Annotated in this window: 13 protein-coding genes, 9 tRNA genes and 2 pseudogenes; 6 read left to right on the forward strand and 18 right to left on the reverse strand. The window is 42.6% G+C overall.

The genetic code is table 11. The annotated features are described in order from the left end of the window. The 3 genes from folP to MK482_RS04580 form a co-directional block, all read right to left on the reverse strand. Positions 1-975, reverse strand: a complete 975-nt coding sequence (gene folP, locus MK482_RS04570; RefSeq protein ID WP_268718112.1) for a dihydropteroate synthase — start codon at positions 973-975, stop codon at positions 1-3. A gap of 93 nt (positions 976-1068) precedes the next feature. After that, complete coding sequence (locus MK482_RS04575) at positions 1069-1776, reverse strand: CPBP family intramembrane glutamic endopeptidase (protein ID WP_261011340.1); 708 nt, start codon at positions 1774-1776, stop codon at positions 1069-1071. Positions 1777-1828: 52 nt separating this feature from the next. Beyond that, complete coding sequence (locus MK482_RS04580) at positions 1829-3247, reverse strand: NCS2 family permease (protein WP_268718113.1); 1419 nt, start codon at positions 3245-3247, stop codon at positions 1829-1831. 304 nt (positions 3248-3551) lie between these two features. Between MK482_RS04580 and MK482_RS04585 the strand changes: the two genes are divergently transcribed. From MK482_RS04585 to MK482_RS04605, 5 genes and pseudogenes are all read left to right on the forward strand, one after another. Further along, a complete protein-coding gene (locus tag MK482_RS04585; RefSeq protein ID WP_268718114.1) occupies positions 3552-4364 on the forward strand; it encodes a Cof-type HAD-IIB family hydrolase in 813 nt (270 codons plus the stop codon). A 56-nt stretch (positions 4365-4420) separates the two neighbouring features. Next, positions 4421-5347: pseudogene (adhP, locus tag MK482_RS04590) on the forward strand (alcohol dehydrogenase AdhP). A gap of 245 nt (positions 5348-5592) precedes the next feature. Next, positions 5593-6582, forward strand: a complete 990-nt coding sequence (locus MK482_RS04595) for a PTS sugar transporter subunit IIB (protein ID WP_125453276.1) — start codon at positions 5593-5595, stop codon at positions 6580-6582. A gap of 76 nt (positions 6583-6658) precedes the next feature. Next, positions 6659-7471, forward strand: a complete 813-nt coding sequence (locus MK482_RS04600) for a PTS mannose/fructose/sorbose transporter subunit IIC (protein ID WP_001280328.1) — start codon at positions 6659-6661, stop codon at positions 7469-7471. 14 nt (positions 7472-7485) lie between these two features. Further along, on the forward strand, positions 7486-8397 hold the full coding sequence (locus MK482_RS04605; RefSeq protein WP_000136858.1) for a PTS system mannose/fructose/sorbose family transporter subunit IID: 912 nt from the start codon (positions 7486-7488) through the stop codon (positions 8395-8397). A 54-nt stretch (positions 8398-8451) separates the two neighbouring features. Here MK482_RS04605 and pepC read toward each other — a convergent pair whose 3' ends face one another. The 6 genes from pepC to MK482_RS04635 form a co-directional block, all read right to left on the reverse strand. Then, the gene (gene pepC / locus MK482_RS04610) at positions 8452-9786 is read right to left on the reverse strand and encodes an aminopeptidase C (RefSeq protein WP_268718115.1); all 1335 of its coding nucleotides are present in this window, start codon (positions 9784-9786) and stop codon (positions 8452-8454) included. A 111-nt stretch (positions 9787-9897) separates the two neighbouring features. Continuing rightward, positions 9898-10620, reverse strand: coding sequence for a pseudouridine synthase (locus tag MK482_RS04615; protein ID WP_268718116.1), 723 nt, complete (start codon positions 10618-10620; stop codon positions 9898-9900). A gap of 177 nt (positions 10621-10797) precedes the next feature. After that, complete coding sequence (locus MK482_RS04620; RefSeq protein WP_000901572.1) at positions 10798-11028, reverse strand: GlsB/YeaQ/YmgE family stress response membrane protein; 231 nt, start codon at positions 11026-11028, stop codon at positions 10798-10800. A 9-nt stretch (positions 11029-11037) separates the two neighbouring features. Further along, complete coding sequence (locus MK482_RS04625) at positions 11038-12279, reverse strand: aminopeptidase (RefSeq protein WP_268718117.1); 1242 nt, start codon at positions 12277-12279, stop codon at positions 11038-11040. A 21-nt stretch (positions 12280-12300) separates the two neighbouring features. Next, positions 12301-12453 (reverse strand): hypothetical protein, encoded by a 153-nt coding sequence (locus MK482_RS04630; protein ID WP_000776626.1) that lies wholly within the window; start codon positions 12451-12453, stop codon positions 12301-12303. 18 nt (positions 12454-12471) lie between these two features. Next, entirely contained in the window at positions 12472-16863 is a 4392-nt protein-coding gene (locus tag MK482_RS04635; RefSeq protein ID WP_268718118.1) for a PolC-type DNA polymerase III, read from the reverse strand. 312 nt (positions 16864-17175) lie between these two features. Between MK482_RS04635 and MK482_RS04640 the strand changes: the two are divergent. Beyond that, positions 17176-17325 (forward strand): annotated as a pseudogene (locus MK482_RS04640) (transposase); the annotation flags it as partial. Positions 17326-17454: 129 nt separating this feature from the next. On the opposite strand, the gene MK482_RS04645 reads toward MK482_RS04640, so the two are convergent. From MK482_RS04645 to MK482_RS04685, 9 genes are all read right to left on the reverse strand, one after another. After that, positions 17455-17528, reverse strand: a tRNA-Pro gene (locus MK482_RS04645). A gap of 15 nt (positions 17529-17543) precedes the next feature. Beyond that, a tRNA-Arg gene (locus tag MK482_RS04650) sits at positions 17544-17617 on the reverse strand. Positions 17618-17628: 11 nt separating this feature from the next. Continuing rightward, positions 17629-17714, reverse strand: a tRNA-Leu gene (locus MK482_RS04655). A 7-nt stretch (positions 17715-17721) separates the two neighbouring features. Further along, positions 17722-17793: transfer RNA gene (locus MK482_RS04660), tRNA-Gly, on the reverse strand. Positions 17794-17815: 22 nt separating this feature from the next. Beyond that, positions 17816-17888: transfer RNA gene (locus MK482_RS04665), tRNA-Thr, on the reverse strand. 18 nt (positions 17889-17906) lie between these two features. Then, positions 17907-17988, reverse strand: a tRNA-Leu gene (locus tag MK482_RS04670). A 5-nt stretch (positions 17989-17993) separates the two neighbouring features. After that, positions 17994-18066 (reverse strand) — tRNA-Lys (locus MK482_RS04675). A gap of 24 nt (positions 18067-18090) precedes the next feature. Continuing rightward, positions 18091-18163, reverse strand: a tRNA-Asp gene (locus MK482_RS04680). Positions 18164-18165: 2 nt separating this feature from the next. Continuing rightward, a tRNA-Val gene (locus MK482_RS04685) sits at positions 18166-18238 on the reverse strand. Positions 18239-18270 lie beyond the last annotated feature (32 nt).

Here is an 18270-nt window from a genome sequence, read left to right on the forward strand (position 1 = left end):
TTATTTGTATTGTTTTAAATCTAAATTTTCCGCTTCATCAGCCAGACGAATAGCGGAGGCAATTTCAACTGCCATCCTGTGACTAGCTACGTCATGCACGCGCACCACTTCTACACCCTGTCTCGCAGCGATACTAGTTACATGAGCCGAAGCCGTATCTCGATTGCGGAAACCAAGTTCTGTCTCAGGATTGACTTCAAAACCACTTTCTTCAAGGATATTGATGACAAATCGCTTACGCGACACTCCGAGAAAGATTGGATACCCCTTCAGATGTAGTTTATCCAAGTCCCGTAAAAGAAGCAGATTTTCTTTCTTGGTCAGACCAAAGCCGATTCCCGGATCCAACAGGATATTTTCTTGTGCAATTCCAGCTTGATTTGCTCTAGCTAGTGCTCGTACAAAGAAAGTCTCCATCAACTCTTCGATTGGCAATTTTTCGAAGTCAGCTAGCTCTTCCTCTGTAAAAGCTTGATTAAATCCAAAATGAGGGAATATGAGCGAGCTAGGATGCTGAGGTCGAGCCATAACAGGATTAAACATGATGACCACTTTCGCTCTCGCTTCAGCTACCACATGGGACATTTTTTCATCACCCATGAGGCCAGTGATATCATTGACTAGATTGGCACCAGCAACCAAAGCAGCCTCTGCTACCTGACTCTTCCAAGTATCAATAGAGATGAGGACATCACTTTCCTTGCGAATAGCTTTGATTACTGGAACAACACGCTGGATTTCCTCTTCTATCTCAACATAGCTACTTCCCGGCCGAGTTGATTCTCCACCGATATCGAGCATACTAGCCCCTTCTGCTATCAATTTACGAGCCTGCTGGAGTGCCTGCTCAAGAGCAAAAAATTGACCACCGTCCGAAAAGGAGTCTGGGGTTACATTGATAATTCCGCAAATAGCTGTCTTTGCATGATTGGCTTTAGTTGACATATCGGTCACTCCCTCAAGGCTTTTCATCATATTATTTCTCTATTTTACCATAAAAAGAAAAAGATGGACACGATTGCATTCATCTTTTTCCCAGTAGAAACAAGTAAGCAATTGTCAAAAATCTTAAACAGAGATCCCTAATGTCCGACTCAAAATCACCACGAGAGCCAACAAACAGAAAGCAACCCCATTCACAATCATGTGAAGTAAGATAGACATTTCCAAACGTTGGGTCTTGTAAGCCGTCCAAGATAGAACGATCGACATACCTCCATAAATCAATAAAGAAGGTAAATTACTTGGTTGATGCAATAAAGCAAACACAATCGTACCGACTACAAATCCCAAATTCTCCTTGCCTCGGAAAATCTTTTTAGGAACAATCCCACGGCACAAGATTTCCTCACAAATCGGAGCAAGTACGGCTAGCAAGAAGAAACTGGAAATCAGAGAACTATTCTGAACCATATCGTTAATCTGAGACTGATTACCTGTTGTCGTCTCATTTGACAGTTGTAACAAGATAGATCCAAGTATATTTGAACAGATAATGACTAAATAACTTAATCCCAAACGTGCCAAATCCTTAGCTCTAAAAAAAGAAAAATTAAAACTTGCTAATTGTGTTTTACGAGCTCCAAAAATAAATAGTGCCAACACTACAATCGAAATACCAGCAACTATCAGTCCTGACTGTAACAGTGGTACTGCATTTAAAGTTAAAATAGCAGTAACCCCTATAGGAATCTGATATAAAATTGTCGCCAGAAAAAAGATTAACAGCCAGCCTGCACGATTCAATAATTCTTTCCACATATTTTTCTCTTTCATCACCTATCTCCTTTGTATTCAAAAAGGGGGAAAATCCCCCTGGGTTATCCTATTATAAGGCCATGCTGATGTAGTTTAGGATAAACAAGGCATCCAAAATCCAAATCATGACATGAACATCTTTAGCTTGACCTTTGACAAGCTTAGTCAAAGTGTAAGTCAAGAAACCAACTGCAATCCCTTGGGTGATAGAGTAGCTGAATCCCATAAAGATAGATGTGAAGAAAGCAGGAACCGCTTCAGACATATCGTCCCAATGGATATTTTTCAAGCTAGCCAACATCATAATCCCGACGATAATCAAGATTGGAGCTGTAGCAGCTGTTGGTACAATCGCTAGAAGTGGACTAAAGAAACTTGAAATTGCAAAACAGATAGCTACAACCAAGGCTGTCAAACCAGTACGTCCACCTGCACCGATACCAGCAGCAGACTCAACATAAGTCGTTACGTTTGAAGTACCAGCTACCGCACCAATTGTTGTAGCAATTAAATCAGAATAAAGAGCTTTGTCCAATTTAACTGATTCATTGTTCTCACCTTTAGAAGCAATGATTCCAACTTTTTCACCAGTACCAATTAGAGTACCAATTGTATCGAAAATATCTGTTAATGAAAAGGCAAGAATAGCCATAAGGGTCTCAGGTAAGCGAGCTGTATCTGAAATCAAAGCTCCTAAACCTTCTGAACCAAGAGCTGCACCAAAAATTTTCTTCAAATCTTCTACCGCAGCACCCAAGTGATTATTTGAAAAATCAATGCTAGAAATATTAACTAAACCTACTGCAATTGCAAGCACTGTTGTTGTTAAAATAGAAAGGATAATCCCTCCCTTAATCCCTTTGATGACAAAGAAGATAGTAATAGCAAGTCCTGCAAGAGCTACCAAAACAGCTGGGTTATTAAAGTCAACCAATCCTGGAACTGCTGAAGAGTTTGCTGCAATCGTTGCTTGAGCTTTGTCAGCACCTTCTCCTACAACAGTATAGTTACCTGGATCAATCGTAAATTTCAAAAGTCCAGCATTCTTAATCCCTACGTAAGCAAGGAAGACACCGATACCTGCTGAAATAGCTGAACGAAGAGCAGTAGGAATGGATTCAATGATCATTTTGCGTACATTTGTCAAAGTAATAATCAATGAAATAATACCACAAATGAAAACCATAGCCAAAGCTTCTTGCCAAGAATAACCAAGTCCAAAGACAACTGTAAAGGTAAAGAAAGCATTCAGTCCCATACCTGGTGCTTGGGCATATGGTAAGTTAGCATAAAAAGCCATCATAAGAGTTCCTACCACAGAACCAATAATCGTTGCTAGGAAGATACCCTGAGCAGGCATTCCTGTTTGCGAAAGAATTTGTGGGTTTACAAAGAGAATATAGCTCATTGCAAAGAAAGTCGTTAAACCAGCGAGAACCTCTGTACGAACGTCTGTACCGTTCTCTTTTAGTTTAAATAATTTGTCCATCATCAATCTCCTTTTAATTTTTACGAACAATAATAGAATTATATCATTTATCATTCACTTTTTCAATATGTTTGTTTGATTTATTGAAGAAAATGATATAATTTAATTTTTTGTTTCGACTCTGCTTTTCTACCTGCTTTTTGTTATAATAGAAGACATCTTATACTCAATGCAAATCAAAGAGCAAACTAGGAAGCTAGTTGCAGGTTTTTCAAAACACTGTTTTGAGGTTGTTGATGGAAGCTGACGTGGTTTGAAGAAATTTTCGAAGAGTATTATCTGGAAAGACACTAGAAAGGTCCATATGACGAAAAAAATTATTGCAGTTGACCTAGATGGAACCCTGCTCAACTCAGACAGTCAGATTTCTGACTTTACCAAAAAAACCATCAAAAAAGTTGCTGAAAAAGGCCATCAGGTTATTATTACGACAGGTCGCCCTTACCGCATGTCAAAAGATTTCTACCGTGAATTAGGCTTAGACACTCCTATGATTAATTTTAACGGCTCCCTTACTCATTTACCAGACCAAATTTGGAACTTTGAAAAGTGTTTGACCGTAGACAAAAAATATCTTTTAGACATGGTTCGACGTTCTGAGGAGATTCAAGCCGATTTTATCGCTGGAGAATATCGGAAAAAATTCTACATTACAAATCCTAATGAAGAAATTGCCAATCCCAAACTATTTGGTGTAGAAGCTTTCCAGCCTGAAGATCAATTTCAGCCTGAGTTGGTAACCAAGGATCCTAACTGTATCCTGCTGCAGACCAGAGCCAGTGACAAATATGCCTTGGCAAAAGAAATGAACGCCTTCTACCAGCATCAACTATCTATTAATACCTGGGGAGGTCCTCTCAATATCCTTGAGTGTACTCCAAAAGGAGTCAATAAGGCCTTTGCTTTGGACTACTTGCTCAAGGTAATGAACCGTGACAAAAAGGATTTGATTGCCTTTGGAGATGAACAAAATGATACCGAAATGCTCGCTTTTGCTGGTAAAGGTTATGCCATGAAAAATGCCAATCCAGATCTGCTACCTTATGCAGATGAGCAAATTACCCTGACCAACGACCAAGACGGGGTTGCCAAAACCCTACAAAACTTATTCTTATAACCTATGCTGACCAGCTTGCAAGCTGGTCTTTGTGCTCTCAGTTAATATCAAGGGGGATAGCTACGAAAGCTGTTGTTGTAAATCCAGAAAGCACTGATTCTGCTATTGAAGAAAAAGTACTCCGTCCACTTGAAACTGGGGAAGCACTTGTAGAAATTGAATACTGTGGTGTTTGCCACACTGACCTCCACGTTGCTCATGGGGACTTTGGTCAAGTACCAGGACGTGTTCTAGGACATGAAGGTGTTGGTATCGTTAAAGAAATTGCCCCTGATGTAAAAAGCCTTAAAGTCTGCGACCGCGTCAGCGTTGCTTGGTTCTTTGAAGGATGTGGCACTTGCGAATACTGTACAACTGGCCGTGAAACCCTTTGCCGTACAGTAAAAATGTATCGTAACAGCAGACTATGCTGTTAAAGTTCCTGACGGACTTGATCCAGCCCAAGCTTCTTCTATCACATGTGCTGGCGTAACAACCTATAAAGCTATTAAAGAAGCAAAAGTTGAACCAGGCCAATGGGTTGTTCTTTATGGTGCTGGTGGACTTGGTAATCTCTCTGTTCAATACGCTAAAAAAGTATTCAATGCTCATGTAATCGCGGTTGATATCGTTATCAACGGCCTCGAAGTTGAAAATGTACCTGGACTTATCAAGGAAAAAATTGATGGTGGAGCTCATTCAGCTGTCGTAACCGCTGTGTCTAAAGTTGCCTTTAACCAGGCTGTTGACTCAGTTCGTGCTGGTGGTCGCGTTGTCGCTGTCGGTCTTCCTTCTGAAATGATAGAACTCAGCATCGTCAAAACCGTTCTAGATGGAATCCAAGTCATCGGTTCTCTTGTAGGAACTCGTAAAGACTTGGCAGAATCCTTCCAATTCGGTGCAGAAGGTTTGGTAGTTGCAGTTATCCAAAAACGTCCAGTAGAAGATGCCGTAGCCATTAAAGTCAAATCCAAGGACGTATGGTACTCGACTTCACCTACTAATTTATTAGAAACCTATTTTAAAAATTGGAATGCGCTTCCAACTTTTTTATATTAATTTTTTAAAACGAAAATTATTCTCTTTCAAAAAACATTATTATATCAACATTTTGAAATATCTGTATTTTATTTTTAAAAAAAATTCTATATCAAATAGTTGATTTTTTTATGAAAACGGTTTATACTAATCTAGTCTTAAAGTTTTCTTAAACAATGGGCACAACATTTTATAAGGAGGAATGACAATAATGAGTATCGGAATCATTATTGCGAGCCACGGTGAATTTGCTGCAGGTATTCATCAGTCAGGATCTATGATTTTTGGTGAACAAGAAAAGGTTCAAGTTGTAACCTTTATGCCAAATGAAGGTCCAGATGACCTATATGCTAAATTTAACAACGCTGTGGCTGCATTTGACGCAGAAGATGAGGTGCTAGTTTTGGCTGACCTTTGGAGTGGTTCTCCATTCAACCAAGCTAGTCGCGTGATGGGAGAAAATCCTGATCGTAAGTTTGCCATCATCACAGGACTTAACTTACCGATGTTAATCCAAGCCTATACAGAGCGCCTCATGGACGCTACAGCAGGTGTGGAAAAAGTCGCTGCGAATATTATCAAAGAAGCCAAAGATGGCATCAAAGCTCTTCCAGAAGAGTTAAATCCAGTTGAAGAAGTTGCAAGTGCTGCAGCTGCTCCAGTTGCCCAAGCTGCTATCCCAGAAGGAACTGTTATCGGTGACGGTAAACTGAAAATCAATCTTGCCCGTCTAGACACTCGTTTACTTCACGGTCAGGTTGCAACTGCTTGGACTCCAGATTCAAAAGCAGATCGTATCATCGTTGCTTCAGATAACGTTGCCAACGACGACCTTCGTAAAGAATTGATTAAACAAGCAGCTCCTAATGGAGTAAGAGCCAATGTTGTACCAATCCAAAAATTGATTGAGGTTTCAAAAGACCCACGTTTTGGAGAAACACATGCCCTTATCTTGTTTGAAACACCTCAAGATGCTCTTCGTGCAATTGAAGGTGGCGTGCCAATCAAGACTCTTAACGTCGGATCAATGGCTCACTCAACTGGTAAAACAATGATCAACAACGTTTTGTCTATGGACAAAGAAGACGTTGCTACATTTGAAAAAATGCGTGACCTCGGTGTTGAATTTGACGTACGTAAAGTACCAAACGACACTAAAAAAGATTTGTTTGACTTGATTAGCAAAGCCAACGTTCAATAATAGACATCAGTAACTATCGAAGAATTCTAAGAAAATTTTTCACTTTATTATCATTAAATAGAAAAGGAATAAAACCATGTCAGATATTTCAATTATTTCTGCTGTCTTGGTTGTAGTTGTTGCCTTCCTTGCAGGTCTTGAAGGTATCCTCGACCAATTCCAATTCCATCAACCAATCGTTGCATGTACCCTTATCGGACTTGCAACTGGTAACCTCGAAGCAGGTGTTATGCTTGGTGGATCACTTCAAATGATCGCCCTTGGTTGGGCAAATATCGGAGCTGCCGTAGCTCCTGACGCTGCTCTTGCATCTGTTGCCGCAGCAATCATCTTGATCAAAGGTGGTAACTTTACTACTGAAGGTATCGCCGTTGCAACAGCAACAGCTATCCCTCTTGCCGTAGCTGGACTTTTCTTGACTATGATTGTTCGTACAATCTCAGTTGGTTTGGTTCACACTGCAGATGCTGCTGCTAAAGAAGGAAATATTGCGGCTGTTGAACGTGCTCACTTTATCGCACTTCTTCTTCAAGGTCTTCGTATTGCTATCCCTGCAGCCTTCCTTATCGCTATCCCAGCTTCTGCCGTTCAAGATGCTCTTAAATTGATGCCAGACTGGTTGAACGGTGGTATGGCTGTCGGTGGTGCTATGGTCGTTGCCGTTGGTTACGCTATGGTTATCAACATGATGGCAACTCGTGAAGTATGGCCATTCTTCGCAATCGGTTTTGCCTTTGCTGCCATTTCTCAATTGACTTTGATTGCCCTTGGTGTAGTCGGTGTTGCCCTTGCTTTCATCTACCTTAACCTTTCAAAACAAGGTGGTAACGGTGGCGGTGGAGCTGCGACTTCTAACGACCCAATCGGTGATATCCTAGAAGACTACTAGAAAGGGGAACAATCATGACTGAAAAACTTCAATTATCAAAATCAGATCGTAAAAAAGTTTGGTGGCGTTCACAGTTCCTTCAAGGTTCTTGGAACTACGAGCGTATGCAAAACTTGGGTTGGGCTTATTCATTGATCCCAGCTATCAAAAAATTGTACACTACTAAAGAAGACCAAGCTGCTGCACTTGAGCGTCACCTTGAGTTCTTCAACACTCACCCATACGTAGCTGCTCCAATCATGGGGGTTACTCTTGCACTTGAAGAAGAACGTGCTAACGGTGTTGAAATCGACGACGCTGCTATCCAAGGGGTTAAAATCGGTATGATGGGACCTCTTGCTGGTATCGGTGATCCAGTATTCTGGTTTACAGTTCGTCCTATCCTTGGAGCTCTTGGTGCATCACTTGCTGCATCTGGTAACTTGGTTGGTCCACTTCTCTTCTTCTTCGGATGGAATGCTATCCGTATGGCCTTCCTATGGTACACACAAGAGTTTGGTTACAAGGCTGGATCTGAAATCACTAAAGACATGTCTGGTGGTATTTTGAAAGACATCACTAAAGGTGCTTCTATCCTTGGTATGTTCATCCTTGCCGTCCTTGTACAACGTTGGGTATCTATCAACTTCACAGTTAACCTTCCTGGTAAACAATTGGCTGAAGGTGCCTACATCAACTTCCCAGAAGGTCCTGTATCAGGTGCTGAATTGAAAGGTATCCTTGGTCAAGCACTTGGTGGATTGAGCCTAGATAAGATTCAACCACAAACCCTTCAAGGTCAGTTGAACTCATTGATTCCAGGATTGATGGGACTTCTCCTTACTTTCCTTTGCATGTGGTTGCTTAAGAAAAAAGTATCACCTATCTCAATCATCCTTGCACTCTTTGCAGTAGGTATCGCAGCTCGTTTCTTCGGTATCATGTAATCAAGCAACTTAAAAGGAACCAGGTTCTAAACCTGATTCCTTTTTTCTATGCTTTTATTCAGCCAAAGCTCCCATTGGATCCCATGGTGCAAGCACAATTGGTTCTGCTTCATAGGCAGCTTGTTCTTCGGTTGTTAACAATTCTTTGCGAACAACGATTTGGTAAGTGTATTCGTCCATCCAAGCGTCTGAGGCAACAAAATAACCATCTGTACCGACCTTGTCTCCCCATGAGTTTTCAACCTTCCACTTGGTTGACTTACCATTTTCATCCAAATCAACACCTGTCAAGACCATGGCGTGGGTCATCAAGCTTTCGCTGTAGTCCAGACGTCCAGCCTTGTCTTGAGTGAATTGAATGTCCATGCTTGATTCGAAGTCATAAACATCTGTCGCAAGGATTCCAGCTTTGCGGTTGCTGAGCTGACCGACATCTGAACCAAACCAAACAGTCTCACCTGCTTGCATTTGAGCAATCGCCAATTCTTTCAAGCGTTCCATAGGTACGTTGATGTAACGAACCTCACGGCTACCAACCACATTTCCTAACATTTCAACTGTGTAAGATTGGCCGTAAGGCTTGTCAGCAGTTGGTGCGTTGATAACAGAAACATAGTCTTCTAGCGGAAGATTGACATATTTCTTGTAAAATTCTGGTGGTGTAATGCCCTTTTCACTTTGGTAGTTGTTATCTTTATCGCGATAAGCAAAGTCAAATTTACGTGGTGGAAGTCCTAAAGACATAGCAAGGAAGTTAAAGATTTCTTGCAAGAGGTCTTCTTTCTTAGCTTGAACAGTCGCTTGGTCTGCGCCAGAAGCAAGCAAGTCACGCAAGATTTGAGCATCTTGACGAAGTAATTTATTAAGGATTGCATTTAGCTCACGGCTGCTGCTAGATGAAACAGACTCAGGGTAAACTGACTTGGGCACGACACCGTATTTCTCAAAGAGAGAAACGACCATATCCCACTGACCGCCATCTTGTTGTGGAGTTTGAAGTAGGAATTTAACCTTACGACTCGTCAAGTCTTGGTCTGCAGTCGCAATGACTTGCTCCAAGAACCAGTTTGATTTCTCATACTTGTCCCAGAAGAAGGTGTGGGCCTGTGATAACTCAAAATTTTCTAGTTTGTATTGTGAGATGAGCTTGTGGCGGAAGGTGTTGAGAGCTGCAAACATCCAGCAACGACCAGACGCTTTCTGGTTGGTTACCTTGTCCTTAGTCAAATCCAATGAGAAAACAGGTGTATTGTCTACATGGCTCTGACGACGTTCTAGGGCTGCAAAAATTCCGTTGTGGCTGGCAGCATTTTCAATCGCTTGGTATTTTACATTTGCTTCATAGTTGGCAAATAGTTTATCTGTAAATGATTCTTGAATCGCGTTCATAGATTCCTCCTTTTATTCTACAGTCTATTATAACGCTTTTCAAAAAGGAAGCAACTGAAAAACATAAAAGGCAAGGACATTCTCCCTCACCTTTTTCGAATATAAACCAAACTAAGCAATACTTGCAAGGAGAACCTCTAATTCTTTCTTGGTCAAACGACGCCATTCTCCTCGCTGCAAGTTCTCATCCAATACTAGAGTTCCCATAGTCAAACGTTGCAAGTCCACCACTTCCTTGCCACAGTAGCCCACCATACGCTTGACCTGATGAAACTTCCCTTCTGCAATGGTCACACGGATTTGGCTTTGATTTTTTTCTGTATCTATGGACACAATCTCCAGTTTAGCGGGCTGACAGGTAAAATCCTTAAGAGGAATTCCCTTGGCAAATGTCTCTACGTCTTCTTGGGTCATGATTCCCTTGACCTGGGCCAGATAGGTCTTATCCACATGACGCTTGGGTGAAAGAAGAGCATGGGCAAGCTGTCCATCATTGGTCAAGAGTAGAAGACCATGTGTATCAATATCCAAGCGTCCTACCGGGAAAACTTCCTTGCTCCGAGCAATATCATCCAATAAGTCCAGAACGGTTCTGTGTTTGGGATCCTCAGTCGCTGAAATAACCCCTTTGGGCTTGTTCATCATGTAGTAGACAAACTCTTCATACTCCAGTACTTGCCCATCAAAGTGAATCTCATCTCTTTCTTCATCAATCTGCAATTTAGCCGACTTTTCTTTTTTACCATTTACCGTCACGCGCCCAGCCTTGAGCAAGTTTTTGACCTCAGTCCGACTCCCCACAGCGCAGGCCACTAAAAATTTATCTAATCTCATAGAACTATTATATCATACTCAAAAGGAGGCTGGTACAATGACCAACCTCCTTTTCGTTTCATACTCTTCAAAAATCTCTTCAAACCGCGTCAACGTCGCCTTGCCGTACTCAAGTACAGCCTGCGGCTAGTTTCCTAGTTTGCTCTTTGATTTTCATTGAGTATCAGATTTAAGAAATTAACTTCCTCGTCTCCAGAAAATCGCTAAGACAATCATGGAACCTAGTACTGCCGGAATAATGGCAGTTCCTGCTATTATCGGTCCCCAAGTCCCAAAAAGCAAATGGCCTATAAAGGCACCAATCCATCCGAGAAACATTTTTCCAAAACATCCCATTCGCTCTCCACGATTGGTCAGAGTACCTGCTAAAAATCCCACTAGGAGACCAACGAACATACTTCCTAACATATTATCTCCTTAATTTGCCCAATCTCCGTTACGGAAGAGTGGTACACGTGTCCCATCCTCACGGATACCATCGATATCCATTTGGTTAGAACCAATCATAAAGTCTACGTGAACATCTGAACGGTTGAGACCTGCAGCTTCAAGTTCTTCTTCGCTCATATCTGCGCCACCAACGACGCTAGTCGCATAGGCTGCACCGATAGCCAAGTGGTTTGAAGCATTCTCATCGAAAAGGGTGTTAAAGAAGGTAATGCCTGACTGAGAAATTGGGCTTGGATCTGGTACCAAGGCACATTCACCCAAGGCACGCGCACCCGCATTTTCAAAGACGAGGTCCTTCATGACCTGATCACCCTTCTCAGCTGAAATATCCACGATTTGTCCATCCTTGAAGGTTACTTTAATTCCCTCGATGATATTTCCATTATAGCTAAGCGGTTTTGTAGAAGTGACATAACCATCTGCGCGACGAAAATCAGGTGCTGTGAAGACTTCCTCAGTCGGCATATTTGGCAAGAATCCTTCACCCTGTGCATTGATAGCACCAGCTGATTCCCAAACGTGGTTCTTTGGCAAACCAAGTGTCAAATCTGTCCCTGGCGCTGTGTAGTGAAGTGCTGAAAATTGCTCTTTATTAAGCATATCGGCCTTGCTCTTGAGGATAGCTGCATGCTCTTCCCAAGCCTTAACAGGATCTTCTTCGTAGACACGGCAAGTTTTGAAGATTTGGTCCCAAAGGAGATCGACTGCTTCTTCATCGCTCGCAGCATTTGGAAAGACTTTCTTGGCCCACTCAAGTCCAGCAGCGGCTGCTACAGTCCAACTAACCTTGTTGGATTGAGTTGCGATACGCATTGGCTTCATAGCAAGTCCCATAGCTTTAGCAGAAGCTGATAGCTTGTCAGCATCTACTCCGTTCAAGGCACCTGGATCAGAAGAACGAACTCCGAGACGGCTAGCCTTGTTCTCCAAAAGATAGTTCATCTCAGCAATCTTGTATTCTGGCACATTGTCCAGACGCTCCATCGGCGCATGGAGGAATTTCTCACGGTTAATCACATCATCTGTCCACTGAACAATAACCTCATGCGCACCCAAAGCATAAGCTTCTTTGACGATTAAGTGAGCCAACTCACGTTGCTCCACATCGATAGAGAGAGCCAAAGTGTGACCAGGTTGCACGTTGATTCCGTTCGCAACCAATAATTTCGCATATTTTTCTAGATTTTCTTTAAAATTTGGTAAAACCATGTTGTTTTCTCTTTTCTATTTTTATTTTTCTTTCAAAGCAGAGAATAATCCTGCTAAAGCAATAGCACCTGACAAGAGTGCTGTTGATAGAAGAATTGTCTGATCAGCAAGTTCTAGCTGATATTCAAATACCTTCTCAGCCGGCTTATCTTCCGCAAAAATTCTTAGTTTCATCTTTTTTCCTCCAAGACCTTAAAACAACTCATCAAACAAACTCAGCTGGTTATCCTCTGGCATATTTCCAAGAATACCCATTTCATCCATCTTTTCAACCAATGTTGATGAGAGTCCACCACGTTTGCGTAGTTCTGTTTTAGAGAGGAATTCTCCCTCTTCACGCGCTCGTACCAACTGCTTAGCAACGTTCTCTCCCAGACCATCCATTGCCACAAATGGCGGAATGAGGGTATCCCCATCGATGAGGAACTCTGTCGCCTGACTACGGTAGAGATCGAGTTTGCCAAACTTGAAACCTCGTTCCCACATCTCATTGACAATCTCAAGAGTTGTATAGAGGTCAATCTCCACATTAGAGGCTTCATTATTCTTCCGTTTTTCAGCGATTTCTTCCATTCTGCGTTTGATAGCATCCAAGCCCGCACCCATGGTCTTGATATCAAAAGCCTTAGCACGAATGGAGAAGTAAGCACAGTAGTAATAAATGGGATGATGAACCTTGAAGTAAGCTACACGCAAGGCCATCATAACGTAGGCTGCCGCATGGGCTTTGGGGAACATATACTTAATTTTCCCACAGGACTCGATATACCACTCTGGTACCTTATTAGCCTTCATGGCTTCGATATAGCCATTGCGTTCCTCTTCGGAAATCTTGAGCCACAATCCCTTACGTACCCGTTCCATGATGGTAAAGGCCATCTTAGGCTCGAGACCAGCATGCATGAGGTAAACCATGATGTCGTCTCGACAACCGATAACGGTTGATAGATCCGCAATCCCTTGTTTAATCAAATCTTGGGCATTGCCAAGCCAAACGTCAGTACCGTGGGACAACCCTGACAACTGAAGCAACTCCGCAAAAGTTGTCGGATGGGTTTCATCGACCATGCCTCGGACAAAGTTGGTTCCAAACTCTGGAATCCCCAACATTCCCGTAGGCGTCCCGATTTGCTCAGGTGTTACCCCTAACACATCAGTCCCAGAAAAGAGTGCCATCACGCCTTCGTCATCCATAGGAATTTCATTAGGGTCAATCCCAGACAAGTCTTGGAGTTTTCGAATCATGGTCGGATCATCATGCCCCAGTACATCGAGTTTGAGGACGTTCTCGTCGATATCATGGAAGTTAAAGTGAGTGGTCTGCCATTCAGCCGTCACATCATCCGCTGGATACTGGACAGGCGTAAAGTCGTAGACATCCATGTAGTTAGGAATAACAACGATTCCCCCGGGGTGTTGTCCTGTTGTACGCTTGACACCGGCAGCGCCTTGAGCAAGACGTTCCACCTCTGCATCACGATAAAACTTCCCATAATCTCGCTCGTAACCCTTGACAAAGCCATAGGCAGTCTTGGCAGCCACCGTACCAACCGTTCCTGCACGGAAGGCATATTCCTCACCAAAGATATCACGCACATCCAAGTGGGCGCTAGGCTGGTCTTCTCCCGAGAAGTTCAAGTCAATATCAGGAACCTTATCCCCATCAAAACCAAGGAAGGTCTCGAAAGGAATATCCTGTCCGTTTTTGCTGAGTTTATGACCACAGTTTGGACAGTCCTTATTGGGCATATCAAATCCTGAACCGTACGAACCATCTGTGATAAATTCACTGTACTGACACTGACCACAGACATAGTGAGGAGAAAGAGGATTGACCTCTGTAATCCCAATCATGGTCGCAACGAAACTAGATCCGACAGACCCACGAGAACCAACCAAGTAGCCCCGTTCATTGGAACGTTGTACCAGCATCTGGGAAGCCAGATAAATCACAGCAAATCCATTCCCCAGAATAGAGGTTAGTTCTTTTTCAATCCGCAAATCAACGATATCTGGCAGCGGATTTCCATAAATCTCAAAGGCCTTCTTATAGGTCAACTCGGCAACTGTTTCTTCAGCCTTGTCGATGAAAGGCGTATACAAGTCCCCCTTAACAACCTCAACAGGTTCAAAGATATCTGCCAAAGCATTGGGATTTTCAATAACCAATTTACGTGCCAGTTCCTCTCCCAGGAAGGCAAATTCATCCAACATTTCATTGGTCGTTCTAAAATGAGCCTTGGGAAGTGGTGCTGGTTGGGCATGTTCGCCATGACCAATAGTCCGGTTAATCATAGCCCCCTGTCCTAAACTACGGACGATAATTTCACGATAAATTTCTTCTTCCGGTTCGATATAGTGGACATTTCCCGTAGCCAGAACGGGCTTACCAAGACGGTCTCCAACTTCTATCAAACTTTTGATAATGGTCTGGAGTTCTTCCATATCCTTGACCTGCTCCTTGGCAATCAAGGGAGCATAGATAGCTGGTGGCATGACCTCGATAAAGTCATAATACTTGGCCACCTCAACCGCCGCATCCACACCTTGGGAAACGACTGCATCAAAAACTTCACCTTCAGAGCAAGCTGAACCTAAAATCAAACCTTCCCGATGGGCATCTAGAACTGTTCTCGGAATCCGAGGCACTCCTTCAAAGTACTTAGTATTGGACAAAGAAACTAGCTTAAAGATATTTTTTAAACCTACCTGATTCTTGACATAAATGGTCGCATGTTTAATCCGAGCTTTTTTATAAGAATCTGGACTAATCAAATCAATGTTGAGTCTAGCTAGATCGGTCACACTATGTTTTTCTGCTACTTCTTTGATAAAAATAAAGAGCAGGCGACCTGTAGCTTCCGCATCGTAGTTGGCCATGTGATGGTGTTCCAGTGCCACACCGAAACGCTTAGTCAAAGGGCCCAAACCATGACGTTTATACTCAGGGTAGAGATTTCTAGCAAACTCCAGCGTATCAATAACTGGCTGACTAATCTTTGGCAGACCATGACGCTCATAATTGGCATTCATAAAGCCAACGTCAAAGGTCGCATTGTGGGCAACTAGTACCGTGTCTTTACAAAATTCTTGGAATTCTTGCAAAACTTGTTCCAGTGGTTTGGCATTTTTTACATGATCATCTGTAATACCAGTCAACTCAGTAGTAAAGGCTGACAAGGGATGTCCAGGATTGATAAATTCATCAAATTCAGCAATAACATTGCCCTTGTACATCTTAGAAGCCGCAACCTGAATCAAGTCATTATAGATGGCTGATAGCCCCGTCGTTTCCACGTCAAAGACCACATAGGTTGCTTCTGACAAGTCCATCTCCACTTCGTTATAAACGATAGGAACGCGGTCCTCCACGATATTGGCTTCCATACCATAGATCAGCTGGATCCCCGCTTTCTTAGCCGCCTTATAGCCGTGTGGGAAGGACTGGACATTCCCGTGGTCCGTGATGGCAACAGCCTTGTGTCCCCACTTAGCAGCTGTCGCAACGATTTCTTCAACCTCTGGTAGAGCATCCATAGTCGACATGTTAGTATGAGCATGAAACTCAACCCGGCGCTCACCTTCTGGCATCAAATCCTTCCGCTCATAGTGAACAACTTCCTGCACATCCTGCACATTCATAGTCAAATCGCGTGTGAAGTTATTCATCTCCACATTCCCACGCACTCGGAGCCAAGAATTTTTCTTGATTAGATCAAATTTCTGAGCCTCTTCCTCATTCTTAACCCACTTTTGCATCGAAAAACTTGAAGTGTAGTCCGTCATTTTAAAGTTGATCAAAACACGCCCTGTTCTGGTCACTTTTTGCTCCACATCAAAAACAACCCCTTCAAAGACCAGACGATTTTCCTCCGTCGTCACTTCGATCATAGGAGTAATCTCCGCCTTATCTAGCTTTGGCTTAGCCGCAGCCTTTTTGGCCTGAAAATCAAAGGCTGGTTTCTCTTCCGCTGGAGGAGGTGCCATCTGTTCCAGTTGCTCCATAGCACGGAGCGCTTCCTCATTGGCCGCTTGAACAATCTGCTCATTTTCAGCATGAAAGGCTTCTTCCTGTTCTTGGGTCAGCACATCATTTTTCTCTACTTGACAGTTAAAAGTAGGAAAGCCGAATTTTTCAAGTTGTTTAGCTAAATTAGGAAGATGATTCTTCTTAAAATGTTCCTTATCAATCGCCTCAGAGCCTTCAATCAAGAGTTGATTGCCCTCAGCACGAACTCGCAAATTCTGATAAAGGGACTTAAAACCTTGACTAGCACATGGCCCCTCAGAGAAAGCCTCCCTATAGTAGGACTGCAAAAGTTGGTTTGAAAATTCTTGAGACAGAACCTTGATTTCGAAAATAGCTTTATTGCCTGTCTTAGAAAATTCTTCGCTCAAACCTTTCTTTATTTCTAAAAAGATTTCAACCGGTAAAATATTAGAAAATACGAAATGAAATTCCCATACCTTACTAATTTTATGAACCACAACTCGCTCAATATCGGCCTGTGCTAAAGCAGGAGCTTGTCTCATTTCAGCAGGCATCCCCAATTGATTCATCAAAATTTCAAAACTATTTGACATTCATTTTCCTCACATTATTCTCCTACTATTTTACCATACTTAGAAAAAATATATAGCTAGTATCTTTCCTTAAAGACTGCTACTTTTAACAAATGACTCTATAATACTTGTAGTGGATAAATCCCCTGTGGATATTATGGAGCTTATTTTGGTGTAGAAAAAAGTCCCAAAAAATCTATAATGAAAAGCGACAAAACAAGTCATTAGAAAGATTCATATGAAACTATTACATTTTATCACGAAAATGCTTGTCATTGAAGATACTAATATCAAATTATCGGTGTTATTAATCGGATTGCACATAAAGAAATCATCGCTAAACTGGAAGCGACCAATAATCTTATCAAACTTATCAAGCGAAATGCCTTTGCTTTTCGAAACTTTGAAAACTTCAAAAAACGGATTTTTATCGCTCTAAACATCAAAAAAGGAAGGATAAATTTTGTCCTTTCTCGATCTTAACTTTTCTTCAACCCACTACAGTTGACAAAGAGCCAATTAAAAAAGAGAGAAGCAAACTGATTCTCTCTTAATGTATATAATATCAAGTTAAAACAAAAAATAGATACGATTACGTATCTCTGTAATGAATCGGGAAGACAGGATTCGAACCTGCGACACCTTGGTCCCAAACCAAGTACTCTACCAAGCTGAGCTACTTCCCGAGTTAAAAAGAAAAATGCACCCTAGAGGAGTCGAACCTCTAACCGCCTGATTCGTAGTCAGGTACTCTATCCAGTTGAGCTAAGGGTGCTCATTATATTATGCCGAGGACCGGAATCGAACCGGTACGATCGTTACCAATCGCAGGATTTTAAGTCCTGTGCGTCTGCCAGTTCCGCCACCCCGGCCTCTCTAAGCGAACGACGGGATTCGAACCCGCGACCCCCACCTTGGCAAGGTGGTGTTCTACCACTGAACTACGTTCGCACTGTTTTCTTCTATCCAAAAATGCCGGCTACATGACTTGAACACGCGACCCTCTGATTACAAATCAGATGCTCTACCAACTGAGCTAAGCCGGCTCATTTATTATTTCTTAATGCGGGTTAAGGGACTTGAACCCCCACGCCGTTAAGCGCCAGATCCTAAATCTGGTGCGTCTGCCAATTCCGCCAAACCCGCATATATGACCCGTACTGGGCTCGAACCAGTGACCCATTGATTAAAAGTCAATTGCTCTACCAACTGAGCTAACGAGTCTAAAATAACTTCCGTTATCTTAAACGGTCCCGACGGGAATCGAACCCGCGATCTTCGCCGTGACAGGGCGACGTGATAACCGCTACACTACGGGACCTATGGGAGTTAACGGGATCGAACCGCTGACCCTCTGCTTGTAAGGCAGATGCTCTCCCAGCTGAGCTAAACTCCCTAAAGCTAAGCGACTTCCATATCTCACAGGGG

The sequence above is a fragment of the Streptococcus mitis genome, from assembly GCF_026782865.1.
GTDB classification, from domain to species: domain Bacteria; phylum Bacillota; class Bacilli; order Lactobacillales; family Streptococcaceae; genus Streptococcus; species Streptococcus mitis_CG.

Coding starts and splice junctions, on each gene's coding strand:
- MK482_RS04625 (WP_268718117.1), bottom strand. CDS start 12,279: ATGGTTTTACCAAATTTTAAAGAAAATCTAGAAAAATATGCGAAATTA.
- MK482_RS04600 (WP_001280328.1), top strand. CDS start 6,659: ATGTCAGATATTTCAATTATTTCTGCTGTCTTGGTTGTAGTTGTTGCC.
- MK482_RS04575 (WP_261011340.1), bottom strand. CDS start 1,776: ATGAAAGAGAAAAATATGTGGAAAGAATTATTGAATCGTGCAGGCTGG.
- MK482_RS04615 (WP_268718116.1), bottom strand. CDS start 10,620: ATGAGATTAGATAAATTTTTAGTGGCCTGCGCTGTGGGGAGTCGGACT.
- MK482_RS04630 (WP_000776626.1), bottom strand. CDS start 12,453: ATGAAACTAAGAATTTTTGCGGAAGATAAGCCGGCTGAGAAGGTATTT.
- MK482_RS04620 (WP_000901572.1), bottom strand. CDS start 11,028: ATGTTAGGAAGTATGTTCGTTGGTCTCCTAGTGGGATTTTTAGCAGGT.
- folP (WP_268718112.1), bottom strand. CDS start 975: ATGATGAAAAGCCTTGAGGGAGTGACCGATATGTCAACTAAAGCCAAT.
- MK482_RS04585 (WP_268718114.1), top strand. CDS start 3,552: ATGACGAAAAAAATTATTGCAGTTGACCTAGATGGAACCCTGCTCAAC.
- MK482_RS04595 (WP_125453276.1), top strand. CDS start 5,593: ATGAGTATCGGAATCATTATTGCGAGCCACGGTGAATTTGCTGCAGGT.
- MK482_RS04605 (WP_000136858.1), top strand. CDS start 7,486: ATGACTGAAAAACTTCAATTATCAAAATCAGATCGTAAAAAAGTTTGG.
- MK482_RS04635 (WP_268718118.1), bottom strand. CDS start 16,863: ATGTCAAATAGTTTTGAAATTTTGATGAATCAATTGGGGATGCCTGCT.
- MK482_RS04580 (WP_268718113.1), bottom strand. CDS start 3,247: ATGGACAAATTATTTAAACTAAAAGAGAACGGTACAGACGTTCGTACA.
- pepC (WP_268718115.1), bottom strand. CDS start 9,786: ATGAACGCGATTCAAGAATCATTTACAGATAAACTATTTGCCAACTAT.